This is a genomic window from Peptoniphilus sp. DNF00840, assembly GCF_001553125.1.
Classification (GTDB): domain Bacteria; phylum Bacillota; class Clostridia; order Tissierellales; family Peptoniphilaceae; genus Peptoniphilus_A; species Peptoniphilus_A vaginalis.
Genome location: NZ_KQ960212.1, coordinates 1 through 21,744, shown reverse-complemented (window position 1 = coordinate 21,744; position 21,744 = coordinate 1). Strand labels below are relative to the sequence as shown.

Annotated in this window: 23 protein-coding genes; 7 read left to right on the top strand and 16 right to left on the bottom strand. The window is 37.3% G+C overall.

The features are described from left to right. Nucleotides 1–159 precede the first annotated feature (159 nt). The 12 genes from HMPREF1864_RS04945 to HMPREF1864_RS04895 form a co-directional block, all read right to left on the bottom strand. Nucleotides 160–747 (bottom strand): response regulator transcription factor, encoded by a 588-nt coding sequence (locus HMPREF1864_RS04945; RefSeq protein ID WP_062571733.1) that lies wholly within the window; start codon nucleotides 745–747, stop codon nucleotides 160–162. Continuing rightward, nucleotides 725–1,885, bottom strand: coding sequence for a sensor histidine kinase (locus HMPREF1864_RS04940; protein ID WP_062571732.1), 1,161 nt, complete (start codon nucleotides 1,883–1,885; stop codon nucleotides 725–727). Before HMPREF1864_RS04940 ends, HMPREF1864_RS04945 begins: the two co-directional genes overlap by 23 nt. After that, nucleotides 1,885–2,517 carry a hypothetical protein gene (locus HMPREF1864_RS04935; protein WP_062571731.1) on the bottom strand — a complete coding sequence of 211 codons (633 nt, stop codon included), beginning with the start codon at nucleotides 2,515–2,517 and terminating at the stop codon, nucleotides 1,885–1,887. Before HMPREF1864_RS04935 ends, HMPREF1864_RS04940 begins: the two co-directional genes overlap by 1 nt. Further along, a complete protein-coding gene (locus HMPREF1864_RS04930) occupies nucleotides 2,508–3,209 on the bottom strand; it encodes a hypothetical protein (RefSeq protein ID WP_062571730.1) in 702 nt (233 codons plus the stop codon). Before HMPREF1864_RS04930 ends, HMPREF1864_RS04935 begins: the two co-directional genes overlap by 10 nt. After that, complete coding sequence (locus tag HMPREF1864_RS04925; protein WP_062571729.1) at nucleotides 3,206–3,865, bottom strand: ABC transporter ATP-binding protein; 660 nt, start codon at nucleotides 3,863–3,865, stop codon at nucleotides 3,206–3,208. The genes HMPREF1864_RS04930 and HMPREF1864_RS04925 overlap by 4 nt, the downstream gene beginning before the upstream one ends. 66 nt (nucleotides 3,866–3,931) lie before the next feature. Next, nucleotides 3,932–4,081, bottom strand: coding sequence for a hypothetical protein (locus HMPREF1864_RS08605; RefSeq protein ID WP_197415061.1), 150 nt, complete (start codon nucleotides 4,079–4,081; stop codon nucleotides 3,932–3,934). Between the two features lie 168 nt (nucleotides 4,082–4,249). Further along, complete coding sequence (locus HMPREF1864_RS04920) at nucleotides 4,250–4,735, bottom strand: hypothetical protein (protein ID WP_060799901.1); 486 nt, start codon at nucleotides 4,733–4,735, stop codon at nucleotides 4,250–4,252. Between the two features lie 142 nt (nucleotides 4,736–4,877). Further along, nucleotides 4,878–5,366: a GAF domain-containing protein gene (locus HMPREF1864_RS04915; RefSeq protein WP_062571728.1), complete on the bottom strand. Its 489-nt coding sequence runs from the start codon at nucleotides 5,364–5,366 to the stop codon at nucleotides 4,878–4,880. 6 nt (nucleotides 5,367–5,372) lie between these two features. Next, nucleotides 5,373–6,998 carry an amidohydrolase gene (locus HMPREF1864_RS04910; protein WP_062571727.1) on the bottom strand — a complete coding sequence of 542 codons (1,626 nt, stop codon included), beginning with the start codon at nucleotides 6,996–6,998 and terminating at the stop codon, nucleotides 5,373–5,375. Between the two features lies 1 nt (nucleotide 6,999). Beyond that, the gene (locus HMPREF1864_RS04905) at nucleotides 7,000–8,397 is read right to left on the bottom strand and encodes an APC family permease (RefSeq protein ID WP_062571726.1); all 1,398 of its coding nucleotides are present in this window, start codon (nucleotides 8,395–8,397) and stop codon (nucleotides 7,000–7,002) included. Nucleotides 8,398–8,433: 36 nt separating this feature from the next. Beyond that, nucleotides 8,434–9,789: a PFL family protein gene (locus HMPREF1864_RS04900; protein ID WP_062571725.1), complete on the bottom strand. Its 1,356-nt coding sequence runs from the start codon at nucleotides 9,787–9,789 to the stop codon at nucleotides 8,434–8,436. A 9-nt stretch (nucleotides 9,790–9,798) separates the two neighbouring features. Then, nucleotides 9,799–10,068, bottom strand: coding sequence for an ACT domain-containing protein (locus HMPREF1864_RS04895; RefSeq protein WP_062571724.1), 270 nt, complete (start codon nucleotides 10,066–10,068; stop codon nucleotides 9,799–9,801). Between the two features lie 116 nt (nucleotides 10,069–10,184). On the opposite strand from HMPREF1864_RS04895, the gene HMPREF1864_RS04890 reads away from it, so the two are divergent. Beyond that, the gene (locus tag HMPREF1864_RS04890; protein ID WP_062571723.1) at nucleotides 10,185–11,264 is read left to right on the top strand and encodes a hypothetical protein; all 1,080 of its coding nucleotides are present in this window, start codon (nucleotides 10,185–10,187) and stop codon (nucleotides 11,262–11,264) included. Nucleotides 11,265–11,326: 62 nt separating this feature from the next. Here HMPREF1864_RS04890 and HMPREF1864_RS04885 read toward each other — a convergent pair whose 3' ends face one another. Further along, a complete protein-coding gene (locus HMPREF1864_RS04885) occupies nucleotides 11,327–12,061 on the bottom strand; it encodes a gamma-glutamyl-gamma-aminobutyrate hydrolase family protein (protein WP_062571722.1) in 735 nt (244 codons plus the stop codon). A gap of 131 nt (nucleotides 12,062–12,192) precedes the next feature. Here HMPREF1864_RS04885 and HMPREF1864_RS04880 point away from each other — a divergent pair, with 131 nt between their 5' ends. After that, on the top strand, nucleotides 12,193–13,521 hold the full coding sequence (locus HMPREF1864_RS04880) for an MATE family efflux transporter (protein WP_062571721.1): 1,329 nt from the start codon (nucleotides 12,193–12,195) through the stop codon (nucleotides 13,519–13,521). A gap of 98 nt (nucleotides 13,522–13,619) precedes the next feature. Here the strand turns inward: HMPREF1864_RS04880 and HMPREF1864_RS04875 are convergent, their stop codons facing one another. Next, nucleotides 13,620–14,498 carry a DegV family protein gene (locus tag HMPREF1864_RS04875; RefSeq protein ID WP_062571720.1) on the bottom strand — a complete coding sequence of 293 codons (879 nt, stop codon included), beginning with the start codon at nucleotides 14,496–14,498 and terminating at the stop codon, nucleotides 13,620–13,622. 257 nt (nucleotides 14,499–14,755) lie between these two features. Here HMPREF1864_RS04875 and HMPREF1864_RS04870 point away from each other — a divergent pair, with 257 nt between their 5' ends. Then, nucleotides 14,756–15,193 (top strand): nucleoside deaminase, encoded by a 438-nt coding sequence (locus tag HMPREF1864_RS04870; RefSeq protein WP_197415062.1) that lies wholly within the window; start codon nucleotides 14,756–14,758, stop codon nucleotides 15,191–15,193. On the opposite strand, the gene HMPREF1864_RS04865 is transcribed toward HMPREF1864_RS04870, so the two are convergent. Both HMPREF1864_RS04865 and HMPREF1864_RS04860 read right to left on the bottom strand, forming a co-directional pair. Continuing rightward, nucleotides 15,167–15,718, bottom strand: coding sequence for a phosphatase PAP2 family protein (locus HMPREF1864_RS04865; RefSeq protein WP_062571718.1), 552 nt, complete (start codon nucleotides 15,716–15,718; stop codon nucleotides 15,167–15,169). The two genes, HMPREF1864_RS04870 and HMPREF1864_RS04865, sit on opposite strands and share 27 nt — an antisense overlap. 51 nt (nucleotides 15,719–15,769) lie before the next feature. Then, a complete protein-coding gene (locus HMPREF1864_RS04860; protein ID WP_062571717.1) occupies nucleotides 15,770–16,009 on the bottom strand; it encodes a CDIF630_02480 family spore surface protein in 240 nt (79 codons plus the stop codon). A gap of 163 nt (nucleotides 16,010–16,172) precedes the next feature. Between HMPREF1864_RS04860 and HMPREF1864_RS04855 the strand changes: the two genes are divergently transcribed. The 4 genes from HMPREF1864_RS04855 (at nucleotide 16,173) to HMPREF1864_RS04840 (ending at nucleotide 21,677) form a co-directional block, all read left to right on the top strand. Then, the gene (locus HMPREF1864_RS04855; RefSeq protein ID WP_062571716.1) at nucleotides 16,173–17,909 is read left to right on the top strand and encodes an ABC transporter ATP-binding protein; all 1,737 of its coding nucleotides are present in this window, start codon (nucleotides 16,173–16,175) and stop codon (nucleotides 17,907–17,909) included. After that, nucleotides 17,896–19,740: an ABC transporter ATP-binding protein gene (locus tag HMPREF1864_RS04850; protein ID WP_062571715.1), complete on the top strand. Its 1,845-nt coding sequence runs from the start codon at nucleotides 17,896–17,898 to the stop codon at nucleotides 19,738–19,740. Before HMPREF1864_RS04855 ends, HMPREF1864_RS04850 begins: the two co-directional genes overlap by 14 nt. Nucleotides 19,741–19,838: 98 nt before the next feature. Then, nucleotides 19,839–20,255, top strand: a complete 417-nt coding sequence (locus HMPREF1864_RS04845; protein WP_062571714.1) for a hypothetical protein — start codon at nucleotides 19,839–19,841, stop codon at nucleotides 20,253–20,255. Between the two features lie 21 nt (nucleotides 20,256–20,276). Beyond that, nucleotides 20,277–21,677 (top strand): phospholipase D-like domain-containing protein, encoded by a 1,401-nt coding sequence (locus HMPREF1864_RS04840; RefSeq protein WP_197415060.1) that lies wholly within the window; start codon nucleotides 20,277–20,279, stop codon nucleotides 21,675–21,677. Nucleotides 21,678–21,744 lie beyond the last annotated feature (67 nt).

Below are 21,744 nucleotides of genomic sequence, written 5' to 3'. Positions count from 1 at the left end.
CGAGGTCGAGAATCAGACTTGTCATCGCCATAGGCTACGCAAAAGAAGATAAAATTCGTGACAAAAAAAGAAAATCTTCTGACGCAATTTATAAAATCATATCAGAAGATAAATAAATTTATGACTAGGTCTTGTGATCTAGTTTTTTCTTGCAAATTTTTACATAAGGGGTCTGATGTAGCCAAGTTCGAGGGCAATCTTGTAGGCCTCAATAGCGTTCTTGGCACCAAGCTTTGCGTAAATATTTGCCAAGTGGTTGTAGAGGGTCCTCTCGCTGATGTAGAGCTTGTCTGCAATTTCCTTTTTGGTCAAGCCACTTAGGACTTCTAATAAAATTTCTTCTTCCCTCTTTGTCAGTGGCTCAATAATTTTCTCCTCATCATCAAAAGAAATTTTTTCATCCTTATAGACTCTCTCAAGTCTTTCTATAACTTCATCGACATCAAGGGACTTGTTAATAAAGTCTCTGGCTCCCTTTTCAAGGGCAAGCTTTTTGTAATTTATCATGTCATAGGAAGTCAAAATCACAATCTTTTTATTTATATCATAGAGCTTATCTAAGATGTCGAAGCCCGTCTCCTCTTCCTTTAGGTTTATGTCCAAGAGGATGATGTCGTAGTCCCCTTCCACTTCTTCGTAAAATTTTTTTATGCTACTGGTATAGGTGCAAGAAATCCCCCTCTCTTCCAAGAGGACTTTCAGGCTCTCGCCAAAAATTTTGTGGTCATCTAATAAAAGAATTTTCATCTCTGTACCTTCTTATTTTTATTCTCGTGTAAAGACTTCCATCCCTATCCTCGTAGGAAATTTCTCCTTCCTTTGTCCTAATTAGCATCTTCAGAAGAAGGACTCCCCTCTTGGAGTCTTGGATGTTTTTAAAGTCTTCTTCTCTCATTCCGTCGCTTTCAACTTCCATAAGTATAAAGTCCTCATCTTCATAGAGCCTGTAAAAAATATAGGTCGCCTCAGAATGCTTGTAGATGTTGTTGACAAGCTCCTTAGTAATTGTCGAGATAAGTCTAACTTCTTCCTTGCTTGCATTATCTCTTAGGCCATCAGAAATTTTTTGGTCTATCTTAGTTTTCTTCTCTGGATAAAGGCTGGCAAGATTTTCAAAAATTCCTTGGATGTTTTCTTCTATGCCAAAGTCCTCAAAGAGCCTAGTTTGATAGAACTTCATTATCTCCCTAAGTCTTCCATTTAAGTTGGTAAGAATATCTCTTGCCAGGTCGGCTCTCGGTTCTGCAAGGCTTAAATAATTTTTAGCAGCAAAAATATCTTGGAGGACTTCATCATGGATAAGTCTTGCAAAGTTCTCGCGTTCTTCGCCAAGATATTCGGACATATAAAAAAGTTTAAAGACTTCTTCATAGACATCTTCCCTGTCCTTTAAGAAGAGGAAGAACAAGAGGCAGTAGGCGAAAAATATTATTTGGTAGAAGATATGGATCACTGGCCCGTCAAGGTCCAGGAGATAAATTATTATAGTGAAAACAAGTAGAAGAACAAGAGTCGCCACCTGGGTCATCTTCTTGGAAACTGGAAGGACGCTAATATTTTTAGCCCTATCAGGTCTTAGGTTTTTCTTAATATAAATTAGACTTGTCACAAGCCCAAGTCCCATAAAAATTATTGGACTTAAATTTTTATTTAGGGCAAGGGCAAAAAAGAAGAAAGAAAGGAAAATAAAAATCCCATGGATTTTCTTGTCTTCACTCTTACTTATCTCTGTGTGAATAAATCCGTAGATAATTCCTATAATTAAAAAGCTCAGTAGGTTCATGAGGGCCTGGTTGTCTATTAGATCCTCCACTTTATAAAGCCATGCCCAATAGAAAATTAGGGCAACTTGGCAAATTATGATTTTTAAAATTCTCTTTCCCATCAAAAGTAGGTCACTCCAATTCTCTCCTTATTCGTCCTAAGGACAACAAAAATATTTATAGAAAATAAAATTAAAAACTTGCTTATCAAGTACAATTTTATCATAGAAGTGAAAATATAAATATTGAATGAGACCATTAAGATGAGGATGCCGAGGAGAATTATCTTGTTTTGGAGCCCTGCCATCTTGTTCATGTTCTCTGTGTTTAAAATTTTTAAAATTAAAAAATTTGTATAGAGGCCTGATGTAAGTAAGAAGTTAAAGATTTCAGGGACTCCAATCCTTGTCTTAAAGGCAAAAAATATAAGGGCTGGCAAGAGTGTAAGTAGGCTCGCAAGGTAGATGGCTACAAAATATTTTATGACTAGGAACTTTATCCTAAGACCATTGGCAAGGACAAACTCAATCTTCTTCCTTGCCTTGTCCTCTTGGAGGGTCCCCTTGGAAAACTCAAGGGCAAAAATTAAAAACAAGATGGCAGGACCTTCTGTCCCCATAAGTCTTGATAGGCTTGTGCCTTCTTCAAGAGAAAAACTTGAAAGGTAGGTAAAGACCAAACCAAAAAATCCCATTAAGAAGGCGTTCTTGTCCAGGTTTTTCTTTAGGTCGAGACCAATTAATTTTAAGACCAAACCGAGCTCACCTCCATGACCTTCTCGTTGTCCATCTTCCTATATTGGTAAAGGGAATAGACAGCTAAACCAAGTCCGAGAATTACATTTACAAGGATTAAAAAGATATTTAAGCCCAAATTTATAGAACCTAGAAAATTTAAAATCCTTCCAGAGAAATTTCCCAAGAGATAAATTCCAAGACTTGTTGTAAAGAAAACTATATTTTTGAAAAACTTAAAATTCTTCCTATACATTGCCATGACGTTAAGGGTCAAAATCAAAAAATAATGAAGGGCGATGCAAGAAAGGTAGAGGGCAACAAAGGACTTGCCCAGGTCGCAAATAACATAAGTTCCAAAAAAAATTACAAAGGAAGGAAGGGATGAAATCCTCCAGTTTTCTATGGAGTAGGCCTTAACGATTTCTCTCACATCAAGTCCAGTTCCAAGCAAAAACTCCAACCTGCCACTTAGCTTGTCCCTTAGACTTAAGTTCACAAGTATGGTGTTGGACCCGATTATCCCAAAACCAAGTATAAGGGCATAGGTCATGAGGATGATAAAATCCTCTCCCTTGTTCGCAAAAAGAAATTTATAAAGGCCGAGAAGGTAGGCAAAGGCGATGACAAGAAATAAAACTGTGTTGATAATCACTTCTCTATCCCTAAAGATTAGGTAGCTGGATGCCTTATTCAAAGCTTTGTCCTTCATTTTGACCCCTCCTCGATAAATAAGTCCTCAAGATTTTCTCCAAGTTGAGAAACTTCTTTCGTGAATAAAATTTTTCCATCCTTAATCATAGTCACCATGTCTGCAACTTTTTCAATCTCTGACAAGTCGTGGGAAGTTATAACTATGGTCTTGCCTTGGTCCTTTAAAATTTTTATAATTTTTCTAATTTCCACTCGAGATAGGGGATCAACTCCCGAAGTGACTTCGTCTAAGAAGATGATGTCCCTATCCATGAGGACAATGATGAGAAGGGACAGCTTCCTCTTCATCCCCTTGGAGTAAGTTGACACCTTCCTGTCTAGGTCGTCAGCTATGCCCAAGATGTCGGCGTAGGTCTTGTAATCCTTTTTGTCTGACTTAAAGAAGAGGGAGTAAATATTTATATTTTCCATCCCCGTCTTGTCCTCATAGAGGTAGTCATTTTCAAGTAACATAGCATAGGATCCCTTGACTTCGACTTGACCCTTGCACTTGTAAATTCCTGTCAAGATCCTCAAGAGACTTGTCTTGCCAGACCCATTGGGACCCACAAGGGCGTGGACTGTCTTTTCCCTTATAGACAAAGAAAAATCACAAAAGACTTCCTTGTCCTTAAAGGATTTCTCAATATTTTCAACAAGTATTATGTCTTTCATATTGCCTCCTTAGCCTGCAAGTCTCCTGTGATTTTAATTTTCTTTTTTTTATTTTCTTTTTAAGTTTTAAAAATTCAAAAATTTTAAGATACAGCCCAAAATTATTAGGACAATGCCCAAGAATTTTTTCTTCTTCCTGTTTTTCTCATCGAGAGAACTTGCAAAAATAAAACTTCCAACAAAAATAATAATAGTTGATAGTGTAAAGTATTTCATTTCTAACTCCATTCTAATTTTTTATGTGATTTACTTCATGAGTAATAACTGCAAACTTTTTATATTTTCGATTATACTGTTTTTATCTTTGCTTGTAAAATTAACCCCCAAAAAGAATTTTTTGGGGGTTAACTTTCTAATTATTCAATTGATGAGTAAATATAGATCTTATTCAGGTGCATTTAATTTGATATTTTCTTCAATACCTGTTGGGTCGCCCTTCTTAGCTTTTTCTAACATTTTAGCGAAATATTCTCTTGTTGCATCATCACAAGATGCTTCTGACATATAAGGCATTTTCTTTGCTTTCTCTAATTCTCTTAAGGCTTTTTCAGCTCTTTCCGGATCAGTTTTGTAGGTATTTAACCATTCCTTTTCCCAAGCAGCTTCCCAATACATACTTGCTCTTGTGTTTCCAAATCCTTTTTGGTAGACTGAGCCGTCTTTCTTTTCGTCGATTTCTTTTGGCACTTCGTAGCCTTCTGGCCAAGTAAGATTTTTGCAAGTTTGTGCAAATTCATTTTGGATTTCTTCATAGGATACCATTCCAGTTGAATAGTCTGCTGCATTTGCTTTACTGCAAGCGGCTAAGCCTAAAGCTAACACTCCTACTAGAACAATTGAACTTATTTTTCTTTTAAGATTTCTTTTCATTTTTTTACTCCTTATCTTTAATAATTTTTATGCCCTAAGTATAGCAAGTAAAAATTACAAATCTTCTAAATAATTCATACAAGAAATCAAAAAAAGACTTACAATTTTATAATAAAAAAGAGGAGGCTTGACCTCCTCAAATTTATTTAGATAATTCTTCTTCCATGGCTTTTACAAGTTCTCTAAATTTTTCTTCTTCAAGACTTGTAAAGCGACTCAGGCTTGGTGAGTCTAGGTCCAAGACTCCTATAACTTCATTCTTCACAAGGATTGGCAAGACTAATTCTGAATTAGATGCCGAGTCGCAGGCAACGTGCCCTTTAAAGTCGTGAACATTTTCTATCCTCATGACTTTTTTATTCTTCCAAGCTGCCACACAAACTCCCTCATCAACGAGTCTTGTACAAGCAGGTAGACCTTGGAAGGGTCCTAGGACTAATTCATCTCCTCTTACAAGATAAAAGCCTGCCCAGTTTAAGTCTTCTACCACATTGAATATTATGGAAGAGATGTTTGCCATCATGGCGATCATGTCGGACTCAGTTTTTATTGTGGCTTTGCCAAAGTCCACCATGTAGTCAAATCTTCCCTCCTTGTTTAAGTTTTCTATTCCCTTAATTTCTAAAGTCATATTAGCTCATCTTTTGTAAACTACATTTCCACCAACGATTGTCATCCTTGGTTTAATGTCCTTGATTTCCATTGGGTCAATTGTAAAGATGTCCTCGTCTAGGACTACAAAGTCAGCCAAGAAATCTTTTTTGATTCTTCCTTTGATGTCTTCTTGGAATTCTACATAAGCAGATTCCACTGTGTAGGCATCAATGGCTTCGTAGATGTCTACGCACTCCTTAGGATAAAATCCTCCTTCAGGATTTCCCTTCTTGTCCTTACGAGTTACTGCCATGTAAATATTTGGGAAGGGATTTAGGTTTTCAACTGGGGCATCAGTTCCATAGGCTACGTGAGACCCAAGGTCCTTTAGACTCTTGAAGGCATAGGATGTTGATGCAAGTTCTTTGCCACACCTGTCTTCAACAACCTTCATGTCGTAGTCCAAGAAGATTGGTTGTGCCATTACGCAGATGTCATCTCTTGCTATCCTCTCAACTAATTCTCTATCAGTGATTTGGCAGTGAACGAGAGTGTGACGAAGTTTGTTTTCTCCATCAACAAAGGAATCTTCATAGCACTTAACTGTATCTTCAATGGCCTTGTCCCCAATAACGTGAGTTATAACTTGAAGATCGTTTTTTGATGCAAGCTTTACATACTTTCTCATCTCTTCGTCCTTGATCCAAGGAAGTCCGTGATTGTCCCTGTCATCATTGTAACCATTACGCATTAGGGCAGTCCTTGCACCAAGGGATCCGTCTTTAAATAACTTCAAAGGTCCAAGCTTTAAATAATTTGTATTGTATTCCTTTTCTTTATTAGAGTATTCTCCATCAGACAAATATTTTTCAAATTCATCAAAGTCGTTAAAGCAAACTTGGTGTCTGTATCTGATTTTTTTATTTTCCTTGTAAATATCCTTTAAAAGTTTAAAGGCTACAGGTCCATTCATAAAAGTTGTACCAACGTCATTAGATTGAACTGATGTAAGTCCACAAGAAACTGCGTAGTCCATAGTTTCTATTAACATTTCACGTCTTTCTTCAAGAGTGAAGTCAGGTATTACATCCTTGGCAAAGTTGCAGGCATTGGCTGTGTAGACCCCACTTGGATAACCGTCATCGCCAATTAAAAATTCGCCGTCAGGATATTGGGGGCTGTCCTTTGTAAGTCCAAGGATTTCTATAACCTTGGTGTTTGATGAAACTATGTGACCACAAACTCTTTCAAGGACAATTGGAATTTCTGTAGAAATTTTATCTAAGTCAAATCTATTTGGTATCCTCTTGTCTCCCTTAAAGAAGTCTTGGTTCCAACCAATAGCGTGGATTCCCTTTTCACATCTTTTAGGATTTCTTTCCATAAAGATCTTGCATCTATCAATCATTTCTTCAATTGATTCAACTCCCTCGATGTCAACTTGGTTCATACTTTCGCCAAATTGCATAAAGTGAAGGTGGGAGTCGTTGAGGCCAGGTATTACTGTCCTGCCTTCAAGGTCAACTTTTTCCACATCAGCTTGGTCATATTTTTTTACAAGGTCCTCTGTCTTTCCAACTTCTTTTATAAATTCCCCTTCAAGGTAGATTGCTTCTTGAAATTCATCTCTATTGACATAAACTTTTCCATTGTAAAATAATTTTTTCATCTTATCCCTCGTTTTTTTCTTTTTTAAGTTTCGCATCAAAAATCATATAAGTGATTGCACCAAGGATTGGAACTATAAGTCCAGTAAGTCCTGTGATTGGATCTTCAATTGCACCTTGGACAACAAGTCCTGCAAAGATTAGGGCTGTAATAAGTACAGACACAGGATAGAACCAAACCTTGTAAGGTCTTTCAATCTTTGGATATTTTTTCCTAAGGATTGGCACACATAAAATTGTAAGAACTGAGAAAATCATTCCAGTTATTACAACCATATTAGTAAGTTGGTCAAGATTTGATGAAAGTACAAGTAGGCAAGAGAAGACACATTGTACAATCATTGGAGCTGTTGGAACCCTATACTTTGGATGAAGTTTTGCAAAGGACTTGAAGAAGTGACCTTCAACTGCCATGGCATAGTACATTCTTGGTTGGGCAAGTATAAGTCCGTTAAGAGTTCCAAACATAGCAAGAATCATGCCAGCACTAACTATTATTACTCCTGCGTGACCAAATACCCTCTTGGCAACTTCTGTTCCAAGATATAGGTTGTCAGAATTTATCATTGACACGATTTCTTCGTGAGGTATAACCTTCATTATTGCAAAGTTAAATAGAGTATAAAGAACTGTGATGCCACCAATACCAACAATTAGGGCAAGGGGTAGGTTCTTGTGAGGGTCCTTTATTTCTTCTGCAACTGTGTTTAAGTTAGTCCATCCTTCGTATGCCCATAGAGTTGCAACAACTGCTATGGCTATCATACCAAAGATATTTTTTCCACTTGTGCCTGAATATTCAAGAGCTGTTCCAAGACTTAAGTCTGGGCTAACCTTACCTACAAAGAGGGCTGCTATCATTACTAATCCAATGGGAACAAGTTTTGCCACCATGGATAGGTTTTGTAAAATTGATGAAGCTTTTACTCCAAGCATATTATATATAGTCAAAATAATTATCAAAGTTATGGCTGCCATCTTAATTCCAAAGTCAGAAATTTGAAAAAAACTTTTGAAAACTGACATCAAGGCAATGGCAACTGCGGCAACGGAACCTGGGCCACCAACTAACCAGTCAGTAAAGCCAGAAATAAATCCAACTATTGGGTGGTAGGCTTCGTTTAAGTAGACAATTCTTCCTCCAGCCTTTGGCATGGCAGTACCAAGTTCTGCATAGCAAAGTCCACCAAATAGGGTGATAAGTCCACCTATTATCCAACAAATAAGGGCAAGACCAGAGTTCATACCAGTCCTTTGTAGAACATAGGAGCCAAGATAGAAGATACCTGCCCCTATCATTATCCCGCCAATAATACTTACGCCACCAAAGACACCAATTTCTCTCTTAAATTCAGTGGTCTCTGTGGTTAATCTTTCAATGTCCTTTGAATTGTTATTCATAACACACCTCTTCTTTTTTTCTTCTCTTCTTATTTTTTAATTTTTAAAGCTGTGAACTGGGGCTGGTATATATCCCCCACGGTTGGCAAACCTGTCAGCACTACCTGGGTGAACTGGGACAATAGGAGCAGAACCTAGTAGGCCACCAAAGGTTGCCTCATCGCCAACTCCTTTTCCAATAACTGGAATAAGCCTAGCAGCTGTTGTCTTTTGATTTATAATTCCAATCATGGCTTCGTCAGCAATAATTGCTGCGATAGTAGTTGCCTTTGTGTCCCCTGGGATTGCAATCATATCAAGTCCAACAGAGCAAACACAAGTCATGGCTTCAAGCTTATCAATACCAATGTGACCATTTCTTGCAGCTTCAATCATTCCTTCATCTTCACTCACTGGTATGAAGGCACCAGATAGACCACCAACGTGGTCAGATGCCATGATGCCACCCTTTTTGACAGCGTCATTTAACATGGCAAGGGCTGCAGTAGTTCCGTGACCACCTGCAAATTCAACTCCAATTTCTTCAAGGATTCTTGCAACAGAATCACCTATTGCTGGAGTTGGAGCAAGGGATAGGTCAATTGTTCCAAAGGGAACTCCAATTTTTTTAGCAACTTCAGTACCAATTAATTCTCCAAGTCTTGTAATCTTAAAGGCAGTTTTCTTTATAGTTTCTGAAACAACGTGGAAGCTTTCTCCCCTAACCTTTTCTAGGGCATACTTGACAACACCAGGCCCAGAAACGCCAACGTGAAGGACTACATCTCCCATTCCAACTCCGTGGAAGGCACCTGCCATAAAGGGATTGTCCTCAACTGCGTTGGCAAAAACTACAAGCTTGGCACAGCCAATGGAGTCTTTATCCTTAGTCAAGTTTGCAGCCTCTACAATTTTTTCTCCCATTAGCTTAACTGCATCCATATTAAGTCCATTTTTTGTAGTACCAACATTTACTGAAGAGCACACTTTTTCTGTTTCAGCAAGAGCAGCAGGAATTGAGTTTATTAAAATTTCATCAGCAGGAGTCATCTCTCCGTGAACTAGGGCAGAGTAACCACCGATGAAGTCTACGCCAATTTCCTTTGCAGCAGCATCAAGGGTCCTTGCAAATTCTATGTAGTCCTTCTCATCAGTTGCACCAGCGATTAGGGCAATAGGTGTAACAGAAACCCTCTTGTTTACAATTTCAACCCCATACTTTTTACCAATTTCGTTGGCATATTCAACTAAGTGCTTGCCATACTTTGTGATCTTGTCGTAGATCTTTTTGCGGGCAGCATCTCCATCCTTGTCTATGCAATCTAGTAGCGAAATCCCAAGAGTAACTGTCCTAATGTCAAGGTTCTCTTGGTCCAACATTCTTACAGTTTCTAAAATTCTTTGTCTATCCATGTCTGCTCCTTAAATTTGGTGCATCTTATCAAAGATACCTTGGTGTTGAACCCTTATAGAAAGGTCTAGTTCCTTTCCAAGTTTTTCATAAGCATCAACAACTTCTTGGAACTCAACGTTCATCTTAGTTAAATCAACTATAACAATCATTGTGAAGCAATCATCTAAAATTGTTTGAGTGATATCAACTATGTTTAAGTCGAACTCCACCATCTTCTTTACTACTTCATATACAATACCTATCTTGTCACTACCTATTACAGTTATAACAGCTCTCATAATTTCCCCCTTAAATAAAATTACCATAATTATACCACAGTTTGAGGCTCTAATGCCTCTATTTCTTCTTGCCTTTAGCAAAGCTTTATTATAATATTTCCTTAAAGGAGGCAGACATGAAAAAATTTAAAATTATACTTCTTGCCTTGATAGGAATTTTGTTTTTGACATCTTGTGGGAAAAATAAAAATTCTAAAGAGGCTGAGAATCATGGTGAAAAAAATAAAGTTGTAGAGAAAGAAAAAAGTTCATCAGAAGAAAGTAAGGCAAAAGTTTTTATTGCCAGAGAAAACCTTGGCGAGTCTGATGGAAAAGTTTCTCTTTCAGAAATAAAGGGCAGCTTAAGTGATAGCGACTACGAAAAAATTTTTAAGGACACATCTTTAACTAATAAGACAATGGATAAGAGCGAGGATGCTCTAGGTGACGTGATAATTTCTTCTGACGGCAAAGAAGTTAAACTAGCAAGAGAGAGTCAAAAAAATATCTTTAACAACGAAGTACTTGGAAAAGGAAATTCAGAAATCCTTGAGTCAAAGGATAATTTAAGGGACAAGTCCCTAGGGCTTCTACTTTCAAATCAAGTGCGAGATGTTGAAACAATGAAGAACCCTGGCGACTACCAAATTTATTATACTCATCTCCTTAAGGACTTCTTTGAAGATGGCAAATTAATTTTTCTTGCAAGTGTAGTTAATCAAAATTATTCCTACAAGAATGGAATTTTTGATCAAGAATCTGGCTACACTATCCCAATGGAACTTCGATATGTCTTAGATCAAGATAAAAATTTTGTCTTTGATGAAAGAATTGAAGCTCAAGACGGAGCAAACTATGGTCCTTCTGTTAAAAAAATGGCTCGAGGTGACCATGCCGTATCTGACAAATTGATGTTCGCTGGTGAAGTAAAAGAAAATTATGATAGCTTAATGGAAGAATTACTTTACAAGGCTGAGGAAGGTGGGCTAAAGGACTTCACCCACAAGCTTGAAGAAATTCCTGGCTACGAAAAAGATGTAGTCTACATCGAAAAGGGACCAAACCATATCCCAGGCACAATAGAAATTGCCAAGAAAAAAGATTACGAAAACGCAAAGAAAAATGTCGGAAAAGAAAACTGGACCTATTGTGAAGGAGTAGTTTATCACAAGGCCACTGGCATCGCTATAAAAGGTATAATTGATTATTTCGAATAAAAATAAAAGACCTGGTTTTTAACAAACTAGGTCTTTCTTTACTTTCTCAAAAATTTATAAACTTACTTGCAAGCGTCGATAAATTTTTCAAAAATCATATTCATTTCTTTGTCATCATACATCATTTCTGGATGCCATTGGACTGCAAGGGCAAATTTTTTGTCGTCTAAGTAAACTGCTTCTACTAGGCCTTCTTCTGATAGAGCTGCCTTCTTTAGTCCCCTGCCAAGTTCATTTATCCCTTGGTGGTGGTAGGAGTTAGTCCAGATTTCTTCTCTTTTAAAAATATCAAAAAGTGGAGTGCCTTCTAAGATCCTTAGCTCATGTGATGGTTCGTTCCTTAACGAATTACTCATTGAGTGAGCTGGAAAACCTGCTGATGGTAGGTCTTGGTGGATAGTTCCTCCAAGTGTCACGTTTAAGATTTGAAGTCCCCTACAAATTCCCAAGAAGGGGATGTCCTTTTCAAGGGCATACTCTGTCATAAAGATTTCTTCGTGGTCTCTTATGTTGTCAAACTTGCCGGCCTTGCCAGAGTTTCTCTCGTTGTAAGTCCTTGGATTTACATCGTGACCACCTGATAATATTAGTCCGTCAATTGTATCCAAGACTTGTCTCATATCTTCAATAGTCTTTATATTTGGAATTAAAATTGGGATCCCACCATTTCTTTCAACTGCCCTAATATAATCTGCTGCTATTAGTTGCCAGTCTTGACCTTCTACTCCAATTTGTCCAACGTCATTTTGAGAAATATCTCTAAGTGAGTTAACAGAAATTCCTATAATTGGTTTCATATTCGTCCTCCCTTTTTTTATTACACTCATTATAACAAAGACTTACAAAAATTGTAATAGATTAACTCATAGTCTAGCTTAATTGCCTTAAAAATCAAATTCATATATAATTAATAGATTAGAGGTGTTTTATGAATTTAAACAAACAATTTTTTAAGTTTGTAATCCCATCAATTATTGCCATGTGGGTTTTTTCAATTTACACAATCGTAGACGGATTTTTTGTTGCAAACTTCGCCGGTGAGTTGGAGTTATCGGCAGTAACAATAGTTGTTCCCTATGTGAACTTCTTGTTTGCAATTGCAATTATAACTGGCGTGGGATCACAAACCATTATAGGAATAGAACTAGGCAAGGGCAACAGGGACGAGGCCAACAAGGTCTTTACCTTTATAATTTTATTTATCCTTAGCTTTTCAGTGATACTTGCCCTTATTGGAATAATTTTTATGGATCAAATAATAAATTTTCTGGGAGCAGACTCAACTTTATTTCACCTTTCCCATGACTACTTATCTGTCATTGTATTCTTTTCGCCCTTCTACATCATCGCCTATGCCTTTGAGGTCTTGGTAAAGGTAGACGGCTTTCCTAGGACTGCAATTATCGGTGCTATTTCAGCCTGCCTTACAAACATAGTCCTAGACTATATATTAATAGATAAGTTTCATATGGGAGTAAGGGGAGCCGCCCTTGCAACAGGTATTGCACAATTTTTGTCCTGCCTCATATTTTTTATCCACTTCAGAGGGGCCAAGGGCTACCTTCGTTTTGTAAAAATAAAAATGGAATTTAAAGAAGTTATTCACTATCTAAAGAAGACAGTTATCTATGGCTTTGGAGAATTTATCTCTGAGCTAAACACAGCAAGCTTTGTCTTTATCTTTAACCTATTTATAATAAAATACCTTTCACCCGAATATCTTTCTGCCTACGCAGTTATAAATTACATTTCCCTCTTTGCCAACTCAACCTTCCAAGGAGTTTGTCACGGGACCCTACCCCTTCTCTCCTACTATCACGGATCAAGAGAAAGGGATAAATCTATAAAAATTATTAGGATGAGCTTTATCTTCATCTTTATAATTTCTGTAATTATGTATTCCATTGCCTACTTTGGAGCAGAAAGCCTCTTCAAAATGTTTTTGGAGAACAAAAATATGATTTCTTCTTCCATAAGACCAATGAGGATCTACGCCCTTATGTATTTGTTGGCAGGTCAAAACTTGTTTATTGCATCCTTGTCATCAGCCACTGGAGAGCCACAGTATTCCATCGTCATAAATATTTTGAGGGGATCAGTTTCACTTTTCCTTTCAATTTATTTAATAGTCCACATCTTTGGAGTTGACTACCTCTTCTTTGGAGCAGGAGTGTCAGAACTAGTAGTCTTTTCCCTTGCCCTTTACTCCCTAAAGAAGATGCTAGATAAGTCAGCCTTAAGACTTAAAGAAGGATAAGTTAATAGATACTAAAAAAGGAAGTCACTCGACCTCCTCTTTTTTTGCAAATTTTTATTATTTTTTCGTCTTTGATTATAGGTTTATAAATTTCAAACTCAATCTAAATACTTTTTAAATTCCTCTGGTATGTTTTCAGAAAGGTAGGCTAGGCCAAAGATGTCTGGTCCTACGTGGGCTGCTATGGTTTGTCCTATTTCAAGGGGAAGGAACTTATTGTGTCCCCTCTCTTCTAATTTTTTTATTAGGGGATCTATGACTTTTTCGTCGTCGGCATAAACTGGAAATACCATATCTGATCCATCTGATGTAGTTCTTTCTTCTATCATGTCCATCATCTTCTTGTAGGACTTGTTCTTGCCACGAACTACTTCTGATACATAAATTTTTCCTTCGCCATCTACTTCTAATATTGGAAGTATGTTTAAGACGCTTGAAATTTTTGCCTTAGCTTTTGAAATTCTTCCGCCTTCGTAAAGGTATTTGAGGTCATAAACTGTGAAGATGTGCTTAGTTTTTTCTACCAAAAATTTGGCAAAGTCTAGGACTTCATCATAAGTTGCTCCATTCTTGGCAGCTAGTCCTGCGAAATAAGTTATTTGTCCAAAGCCAACTGAAGCTGCAAGTGAATCCACTACTTCTACTCTTATGTCATATTTTTCTTCTATTTCTTTTTTTGCCATGCAGGCATTTTGATAGGTGCCACTTAGTCCTGAAGATAGGGTTAGGGCAATAATGTCTTTGCCTTCTTCTGCAAATTTTTCAAACTTCTTTAAGTAGTCATAGTATGTTATTTGGCTTGTCTTAAAAAATGCGCCCTCTCTCATCCTCTTATAGATTTCTTTGTTAGTAAGGTCTTCTGAAAGGTCTTGGCCCTTTTCATCAGTTCCCTTAATTCTTATAACTTCAACGTCTAAATTCTTTAGAGTTTCTTTATCTAAATCACATGAGGAGTCGGATATTATTTTAAAAGTCATTTGTCCCTCCTGCTGTTTCCAGCTCTTATATTTCAAAAATAATTTTTATGCCGATTTTTATAAATATTCTAAATCTTTTTTTTGCTTAGTTTTTAAATATATTTTCCTTGATATTTTTATTTTAAGAAAATTTTATCACTTTTTATATTATAACATAGGGAAAATTTTTCATATATTATTTTATTAGAATAAATCTAAGTTCAATCAACTTAATTTTTTATTTAATTTGATATAATAATTTTATGGATATTAAGTTTATGAAAGAGGCCATCCGCTATGGCCACAGGTCTCTATTGTCAGATGACGTGCCAATAGGTTGTGTCGTTGTTAAGAATAATAAAATAATTGGATATGGCTACAATAAAAAAGAGGACTCAAAGAACCCTACAGCTCACGCAGAGATCATGGCAATATCTATGGCTTCAAGACACCTAAATTCTTATCATCTTGAAGGCTGTGACATCTACGTTACTCTCGAGCCCTGCCTTATGTGTGTGGGGGCAATCTTAAATGCCCGCATCAAAAATTTATATTTTGGTGCTCGCAACAAGAGGTTTGGTGCTGTGGTCTCCCACCAAAAAATAGAAAAACTCATAACTAATCACAAGATTAATTATGAGTTTGGTATCTTGGAAAGAGAATGTGCAAGTTTAATCACTGGCTTCTTCTCAGACCTTAGGAAGAGGTCCGAATAAGAAGGGTAGGTTTACTTGCATAAAGTCTAATAAAAATTTGTCGTAATAGTTCTTTGTGACAAGGGCGATAATTATTCCAATGATTGCCCCTATGATTACGTCGCTAGGATAGTGAACGAAGTGGTAGATCCTTGAGAAGGCAATTAGGGTTGCTATCACAAGAAAGAAGATCCCCATCCCCCTGAAGTAAAAGTAAATTGTCAGAGCCGCTGCAAAGGATGATGATGCGTGACCTGATGGAAAGGAAAAGTCTGTGGGATCCTTTATAAGGAGTTCCACCTTTGTTATCCATGATGGCCTCTTTCTCTTTAAAATATTTTTTAGTAAGAGGTTACAAACTATGCCGTTAAAGATTAGGGCAAGTATTACATTTATGCTCTCTATCCTAAAGCCAAGGTAGAAGAGGATGTAAACTGTAAAAAGCCAAATTGCTCCCCCAGTTCCCAGGTGGGTTATGGCAATCATATACCTATTTAAGACGTCGTTCCTTATGCCAAGGAGCCAGTTTAAAAATTTGCTATCCATTAAAACTCCTATAATTTTTTATAAAAAAATGCCTATCGCTAGGCCATGAATTTACATTCTATTTTCCTTGTCGACCCATTCTTTAGCTTCTTCAACTGATTCTTCTGTTGGAATTTCGATTCCCGTTTCAGGATCTTTACCTGCAGCCTTTGCATATAAATCAGAGTCTGCTCTGTTGCTAGGGTGAATTTCATTTTGTTGGTCTATATTAGCTTTCATTTCTTTCTTCTTTGCATCAGAAAGAGTTTTTGAATTTTCAATTAAATCTTTTTCTTTTTTATTGTCTGTCATAATGTCCCTCCATTTCTTTCTCACTTATATAGTATTACAAAAATCTACTAATTTCAAATTAAGGGTGGTGTTTTAAATATTTTAAGCTTATATTTTTAATTTGGCTTTAGCTTTTAATTTTTGGGTAAGTGTTAAATGTCAAATATGTATTAGGAAGTGTTATATGTTAAAAGTAGTTTTCGATAACTTAGGCGAGTATAAAAAGTATGCAGTGCTCTCGCCTTTTTTTGTTTTGTTAGAAGTCTTGATGAACGCATCAATCCCCTTCTTTATGACAAAGATAATAGACCAGGGGATCTTGATCGATTCCTCTCGCAATATAATTAACTATGGAATAATTTTATTTATTGCAGCGGGAATCTCTCTTGCCACAGGTGTGATCTCGGGCTACCTTGCCACAAAGGCATCAAGTGGTCTCGCAAAGAACATGAGGGCATATATGTTTAAAAACATCACAGACTTTTCCTTTGAGAATATGGACAAGTTCAAGTCGGGTTCTCTTATCACTCGTATGACAACTGACGTCCAAGCTGTGCAAATGGCATTCCAAATGACTATAAGGATGGCAATTCGTTCGCCCCTTACCCTTATCTTTTGCTTTATCATGTCCTTTAGACTTTCAAGGGACCTGGCTCCAACCTTTGTAATTATTATTCCCCTTATTGGCATTGGGATGGGACTTATTATAAAAGGAGCCTATCCAATTTTTGAAAAAGTTTTTAAAATTACAGACAAGCTTAACACCGACGTGTCAGAAAACTTATCTGCAATTCGCGTGGTAAAGTCCTTTGTAAAAGAAGACAAGGAGATTCAAAAGTTTAATAAGGTCTCTGATGACCTTCAAAATCATTACATCAAGGCTGCCAAACTCCTTGCCTTTGCAAACCCACTTATGAATTTTTCAACCTATCTTATGGCAATTTTAATTGCTTGGTTAGGAAGTCACTTCATTGTGGCTGGCAAGATGACAACTGGAGCCTTAACTGGTCTTGTTACTTACGCAATTCAAATTCAAATTTCACTCCTTATGCTGTCAATGATCCTCGTTCAAATTACAATTGCGAGAAACTCCATAAGACGTATCAATGAAGTTATTGCAACTAAGCCTTCTATTGTGAGTCCAGAAGACCCTATAAAAGAAGTGAAGAACGGAGAGATTGTCTTTGACCACGTCTTTTTCTCCTACTCCGGCGACCTAGACAAGTCTGTCTTAAAAAATATTAATCTCAAGATAAATTCTGGCGACTATGTAGGAATGATTGGACCAACAGGATCTGGTAAGTCCACACTTATTAGCCTCATCGCAAGACTCTTTGACCCTACAAGTGGGACTGTCTACGTTGGAGGCGAAGATGTTAGCGACTATGACCTACCTTCCCTTCGTGACCAAGTCTCTCTCGTCCTACAAAAAAACCAACTCTTCACAGGGACCCTTCGTGACAACTTGAAGTGGGCTGGCGATGACCTAAGTGACGATGACTTAAAGGAAGCCCTCTATATTGCATCCTGTGATGACTTCATAGACCCTGAAAAAGACCTAGATATAAAGGTCCAAAGAGGTGGAACCAACTTCTCTGGTGGTCAAAGGCAAAGAATTTCTATTGCAAGGTCAATCCTAAAGAATCCAAAGATTTTAATTATGGACGACTCCACTTCTGCCCTTGACAACAAGACTGAAGAAAAAATAATTTCTTCCTTAAATAAATTAAGACCTGATATGACAAAGATTTTGATTTCGCAAAAGATCAAGTCCTTAAAGAACACTGACTACACCCTAGTCCTTGACCTTGGAGAAATTGAATCTATAGGTAGACATGATGAGCTCATAGAAAAGAGTCCAATATATAGGGAAATTAACAAAACTCAAGAAAGTGACGGTGATTTTGATGCAGAAGAATAAGACAAAAATTACATCTCCTGAAAACAAGGAGGCAGCAAAAAAATTATTCTCCTTTATCTTTAAAAGACATAAGTTTAAGCTCCTAGGAGTTTCTCTTATGGTAATAATTTCATCTCTTACAACAATTTCTGTTTCACTTTTCATGAGATTTTTAATTGATGACTACATTATGCCCTTGGTAAATAGTTCAAACCCTAACTTCTCCAACTTGTTAGCCATGCTAATTAAGATGGGAATATTTTTGGCAATTGGAGTTATCTGCTCCTTCACCTATTCAAGACTTATGGCTTCAATCTCTGAATCAACTCTTGGAGAAATGAGAAAGACTATGTTTAAAAAGATGCAATCCCTACCAGTATCTTACTTCGACCAAAATAGTCACGGAGACATAATGTCCTACTACACAAATGATGTCAGGGCCCTTGGGGAAATGATAGCCCAATCCTTCCCATCCTTTGTGTCCTCTGCCATGACAATTATCATGGTCCTAATCGCCATGTTTTCACAGTCCTTCTTCTTGTCACTTATAATAATTTTGACAGTGGGACTTATGATTTTTACCATGAATACAATTGGTGGCAAGTCCTCCCACTTCTTCTTGAACCAGCAAAAATCTCTTGCCAAGACCAACGGCTACATCGAAGAGATGATTGACGGTCTAAGAGTTGTCAAGGTCTTTAATCACGAGGAAGCTGCAAGAGAAGACTTTAGAATAATTAACGAAGAGCTAATGGAAAACACCATGATAGCCAATAGGCTTGGCCTCTTCCTCTTCCCAATAATTTTTGGGATTGGAAACTTCCAATATATTTTGTTTGCCTTAATTGGTGGCCTCATGGCAGTCCATGGTGGCTTTGGCATCACTGTCGGTGTTGTCGCTTCCTTCCTACAACTTTCAAGAACTTTAACAGGTCCCATGGGACAAATTGGTGGAAATATAAATTCTCTTGTCCTTGCCATAGCAGGTGCCAGAAGAATTTTTGACTTCCTCGAAGTTGAGCCAGAAGACTACTCTGGCGAAGTTGAAAAAGTTGTTAAAGTTGTTGATGGAAAAGAAAAATATTATTGGCATGACCTAAAGACTGACGAGTACAGAGAACTCTTGGGAGACATCCGCTTTAAAAATGTTGACTTCTCCTACGATGGAAAAAATAAAATTCTAAAAGATATAAATCTCTATGCAAAGCCAGGACAAAAAGTTGCCTTTGTTGGGGCAACAGGTGCCGGCAAGACAACTATTACCAACCTTATAAATAGGTTTTATGAAATCGACAGTGGTGAAATTACCTTTGATGGCATAGACATTAAGAGGATTAGGAAGGACCACCTTCGTTCATCCCTTGGCATGGTACTCCAAGACACCCACCTCTTTACAGGTACTATCGCAGAGAATATAAATTACTCTGTAGAAGATGTTGATATGGATAAAACTATCAAAGTTGCAAAGAGGACCAAGGCCCACGACTTTATCAAGAACCTAAAGGATGGGTATGACACCTTGATAAGTGGTACTGGTGACGAACTATCCGAAGGACAAATGCAGCTACTTTCTATTGCAAGAGCTGAAATCTACAATCCACCAGTTATGATCCTAGATGAGGCAACATCATCAATTGACTCTCGTACAGAAAAAATTGTTCAAGAGGGCATGGATCAGATCATGAAGGGTAGAACAAGCTTTGTCATTGCCCACAGGCTCTCAACAATTATGAACTCCGACGTAATAATCGTCTTGGAAAATGGCGAGATAGTCGAAAGAGGCGACCATGCAGACCTACTTGAACAAAGAGGAATCTATTACAAGCTTTACACAGGTGGCTTCGACGAATAAAGTTTTATAAAATACTTGGTCTTGGAGAAATTCAAGACCTTTTTATTTAAGTTTTTTTAAATAATTTTGATATAATAGGGGAAAAGGAGGAGATTTTTATGGCTAATAAGGAATTAAGTTCTAAGAAGAATATGATTTTTATAATTTTTGCTATCTTAATAATAATTTCCACTTGCTTTTATTATGTTAAGATAAGAAAACCTGACGCCTATGTGACCATGGACCCTCTCACAGTTCAGTTCCACTTCACTGGCTACGATGGATCTGGCAAGGCTGAAATAGAAATCCTTGAATATCCAAAAATTCTTAGTATAAAGAATGAGAAGGACAGAGAAGAGATAGAAAAGATTCTTCACAATCCAAGTATTGAGTGGAGCAAAAATGAAAATTTAAGAAACGGTGAGGAAATATTTTATTATCTTAGATATCCAGACACAGGAAAATATAATATTAAGTTTGATAGAGAGTATGGAAGTACTGGGACGAGGGTCCAAGACCTGATCCCCACAAAGTAATTTTAATTTTTGGAGAAGATTTTGAAAAAGAAAAAGAAAATTATGATAATTATTTTACTGCTTATTATTATTCCAATTATATACAGCTTAAATACCAAAAATCCTCCTGGCACCAATGTGTCCTCTGACTTTAAGGATGCCGACTGCGAGTTTTTGTATGACTTGACTTATCTTAAGGATGGAAAGAGGCTTCACGAGAAGAGAATATTTAACCGAGAAATGGACCTTATCAAAAATGCCCATGACTTTCTCATGGTGGACTTCTTCCTCTTTAACGACGAGTACCCAGACTCCATGGCCTTCCCAAATCAAGTGGAAGAGATGACGGACCTCTTAATTGCAAAGAAGAAAGCAAATCCTTCTATGCCAATTTTATTTGTCACAGACCCAATCAATAATTTTTACGGGGCCTATGAAGAAGATAATTTGAAAAGGCTTCGTGAAAATGGAATTGAAGTAGTTGTCACTGACTTAAACAAGATGCGTGACTCCAACGCCTTGGTCTCTGGGATTTACAGGGCCTATCTCCAGTGGTTCGGGACATCTGGTGGTGGCTGGATCAAAAACTTTTTTGACAAGGATGCTGACAATGTAAATATGAGGTCAATCTTAAAACTTGCAAACTTCAAGGGCAACCACAGGAAGGTTTTAATTTCTGAAAAAGAAGCCCTTGTTGCATCGGCTAACCCTCACGACCCATCAGCCCACCACTCCAACGTAGCCATGGTTTTTCGTGGCAAGTCCATGGAAGATTTAATAAAGTCTGAGACCATATTTTTTGACAAATTACCTGATGTAATTGAAAACTTTAAGGCAGAAGAAGTCACTTCTCCTTACAAGCTCAAGGTAATCACTGAGGGAAAAATTTATGATGAAATTTCAAAAAATATTAAGGAAAGTAAAAAGGGCGACGAGATAAATCTAGGAATCTTTTATCTTTCAGAATTTAGGATTTTAAGAGAGCTTGGTCAGGCTTCAAAGCGTGGCGTAGATGTTAAAATAATTGCAGACCTTAACAAGGATGCCTTTGGACTAGAAAAAAATGGATCACCAAATAGACCTGCCCTAAGCGAATTAAAGGAAGACTATCCCGACATAAATATTCGCTGGTACCAAACATCTGGCGAGCAGTTCCACACAAAATTTATCTACTTCGACTTCAAGGACAGGGACCCACTTGCCATACTTGGGTCAGCCAACTACACAAGGAGAAACCTTGATAACTTTAACCTTGAGACAAACCTCGCTATTGAGATGGAAAAAGATTCTCCTATGGCGAGAGAAATGAAGGACTACTACGCAAGAATTTGGAATAACAAAGATGGCGATTACACCTTGCCTCTTGAAGACTTCTATGAAAAAGGATTCCTTTTGAGGATCCTGTGGAAGATACAAGAAAAAACAGGACTCTGCACTTGGTAAAAATTAAGCATTAAAAAATCACGGTAAAAAATATGGTGACCCCATAAAGTTGGACCTAATACCAGGA

Excerpts from the sequence above, each read along its gene's own strand:
- HMPREF1864_RS04945 (WP_062571733.1), bottom strand. The coding sequence starts at position 747 with ATGAAAATTCTTTTATTAGATGACCACAAAATTTTTGGCGAGAGCCTG.
- HMPREF1864_RS04940 (WP_062571732.1), bottom strand. The coding sequence starts at position 1,885 with ATGGGAAAGAGAATTTTAAAAATCATAATTTGCCAAGTTGCCCTAATT.
- HMPREF1864_RS04930 (WP_062571730.1), bottom strand. The coding sequence starts at position 3,209 with ATGAAGGACAAAGCTTTGAATAAGGCATCCAGCTACCTAATCTTTAGG.
- HMPREF1864_RS04925 (WP_062571729.1), bottom strand. The coding sequence starts at position 3,865 with ATGAAAGACATAATACTTGTTGAAAATATTGAGAAATCCTTTAAGGAC.
- HMPREF1864_RS08605 (WP_197415061.1), bottom strand. The coding sequence starts at position 4,081 with ATGAAATACTTTACACTATCAACTATTATTATTTTTGTTGGAAGTTTT.
- HMPREF1864_RS04920 (WP_060799901.1), bottom strand. The coding sequence starts at position 4,735 with ATGAAAAGAAATCTTAAAAGAAAAATAAGTTCAATTGTTCTAGTAGGA.
- HMPREF1864_RS04915 (WP_062571728.1), bottom strand. The coding sequence starts at position 5,366 with ATGACTTTAGAAATTAAGGGAATAGAAAACTTAAACAAGGAGGGAAGA.
- HMPREF1864_RS04910 (WP_062571727.1), bottom strand. The coding sequence starts at position 6,998 with ATGAAAAAATTATTTTACAATGGAAAAGTTTATGTCAATAGAGATGAA.
- HMPREF1864_RS04905 (WP_062571726.1), bottom strand. The coding sequence starts at position 8,397 with ATGAATAACAATTCAAAGGACATTGAAAGATTAACCACAGAGACCACT.
- HMPREF1864_RS04900 (WP_062571725.1), bottom strand. The coding sequence starts at position 9,789 with ATGGATAGACAAAGAATTTTAGAAACTGTAAGAATGTTGGACCAAGAG.
- HMPREF1864_RS04895 (WP_062571724.1), bottom strand. The coding sequence starts at position 10,068 with ATGAGAGCTGTTATAACTGTAATAGGTAGTGACAAGATAGGTATTGTA.
- HMPREF1864_RS04890 (WP_062571723.1), top strand. The coding sequence starts at position 10,185 with ATGAAAAAATTTAAAATTATACTTCTTGCCTTGATAGGAATTTTGTTT.
- HMPREF1864_RS04885 (WP_062571722.1), bottom strand. The coding sequence starts at position 12,061 with ATGAAACCAATTATAGGAATTTCTGTTAACTCACTTAGAGATATTTCT.
- HMPREF1864_RS04880 (WP_062571721.1), top strand. The coding sequence starts at position 12,193 with ATGAATTTAAACAAACAATTTTTTAAGTTTGTAATCCCATCAATTATT.
- HMPREF1864_RS04875 (WP_062571720.1), bottom strand. The coding sequence starts at position 14,498 with ATGACTTTTAAAATAATATCCGACTCCTCATGTGATTTAGATAAAGAA.
- HMPREF1864_RS04870 (WP_197415062.1), top strand. The coding sequence starts at position 14,756 with ATGAAAGAGGCCATCCGCTATGGCCACAGGTCTCTATTGTCAGATGAC.
- HMPREF1864_RS04865 (WP_062571718.1), bottom strand. The coding sequence starts at position 15,718 with ATGGATAGCAAATTTTTAAACTGGCTCCTTGGCATAAGGAACGACGTC.
- HMPREF1864_RS04860 (WP_062571717.1), bottom strand. The coding sequence starts at position 16,009 with ATGACAGACAATAAAAAAGAAAAAGATTTAATTGAAAATTCAAAAACT.
- HMPREF1864_RS04855 (WP_062571716.1), top strand. The coding sequence starts at position 16,173 with ATGTTAAAAGTAGTTTTCGATAACTTAGGCGAGTATAAAAAGTATGCA.
- HMPREF1864_RS04850 (WP_062571715.1), top strand. The coding sequence starts at position 17,896 with ATGCAGAAGAATAAGACAAAAATTACATCTCCTGAAAACAAGGAGGCA.
- HMPREF1864_RS04845 (WP_062571714.1), top strand. The coding sequence starts at position 19,839 with ATGGCTAATAAGGAATTAAGTTCTAAGAAGAATATGATTTTTATAATT.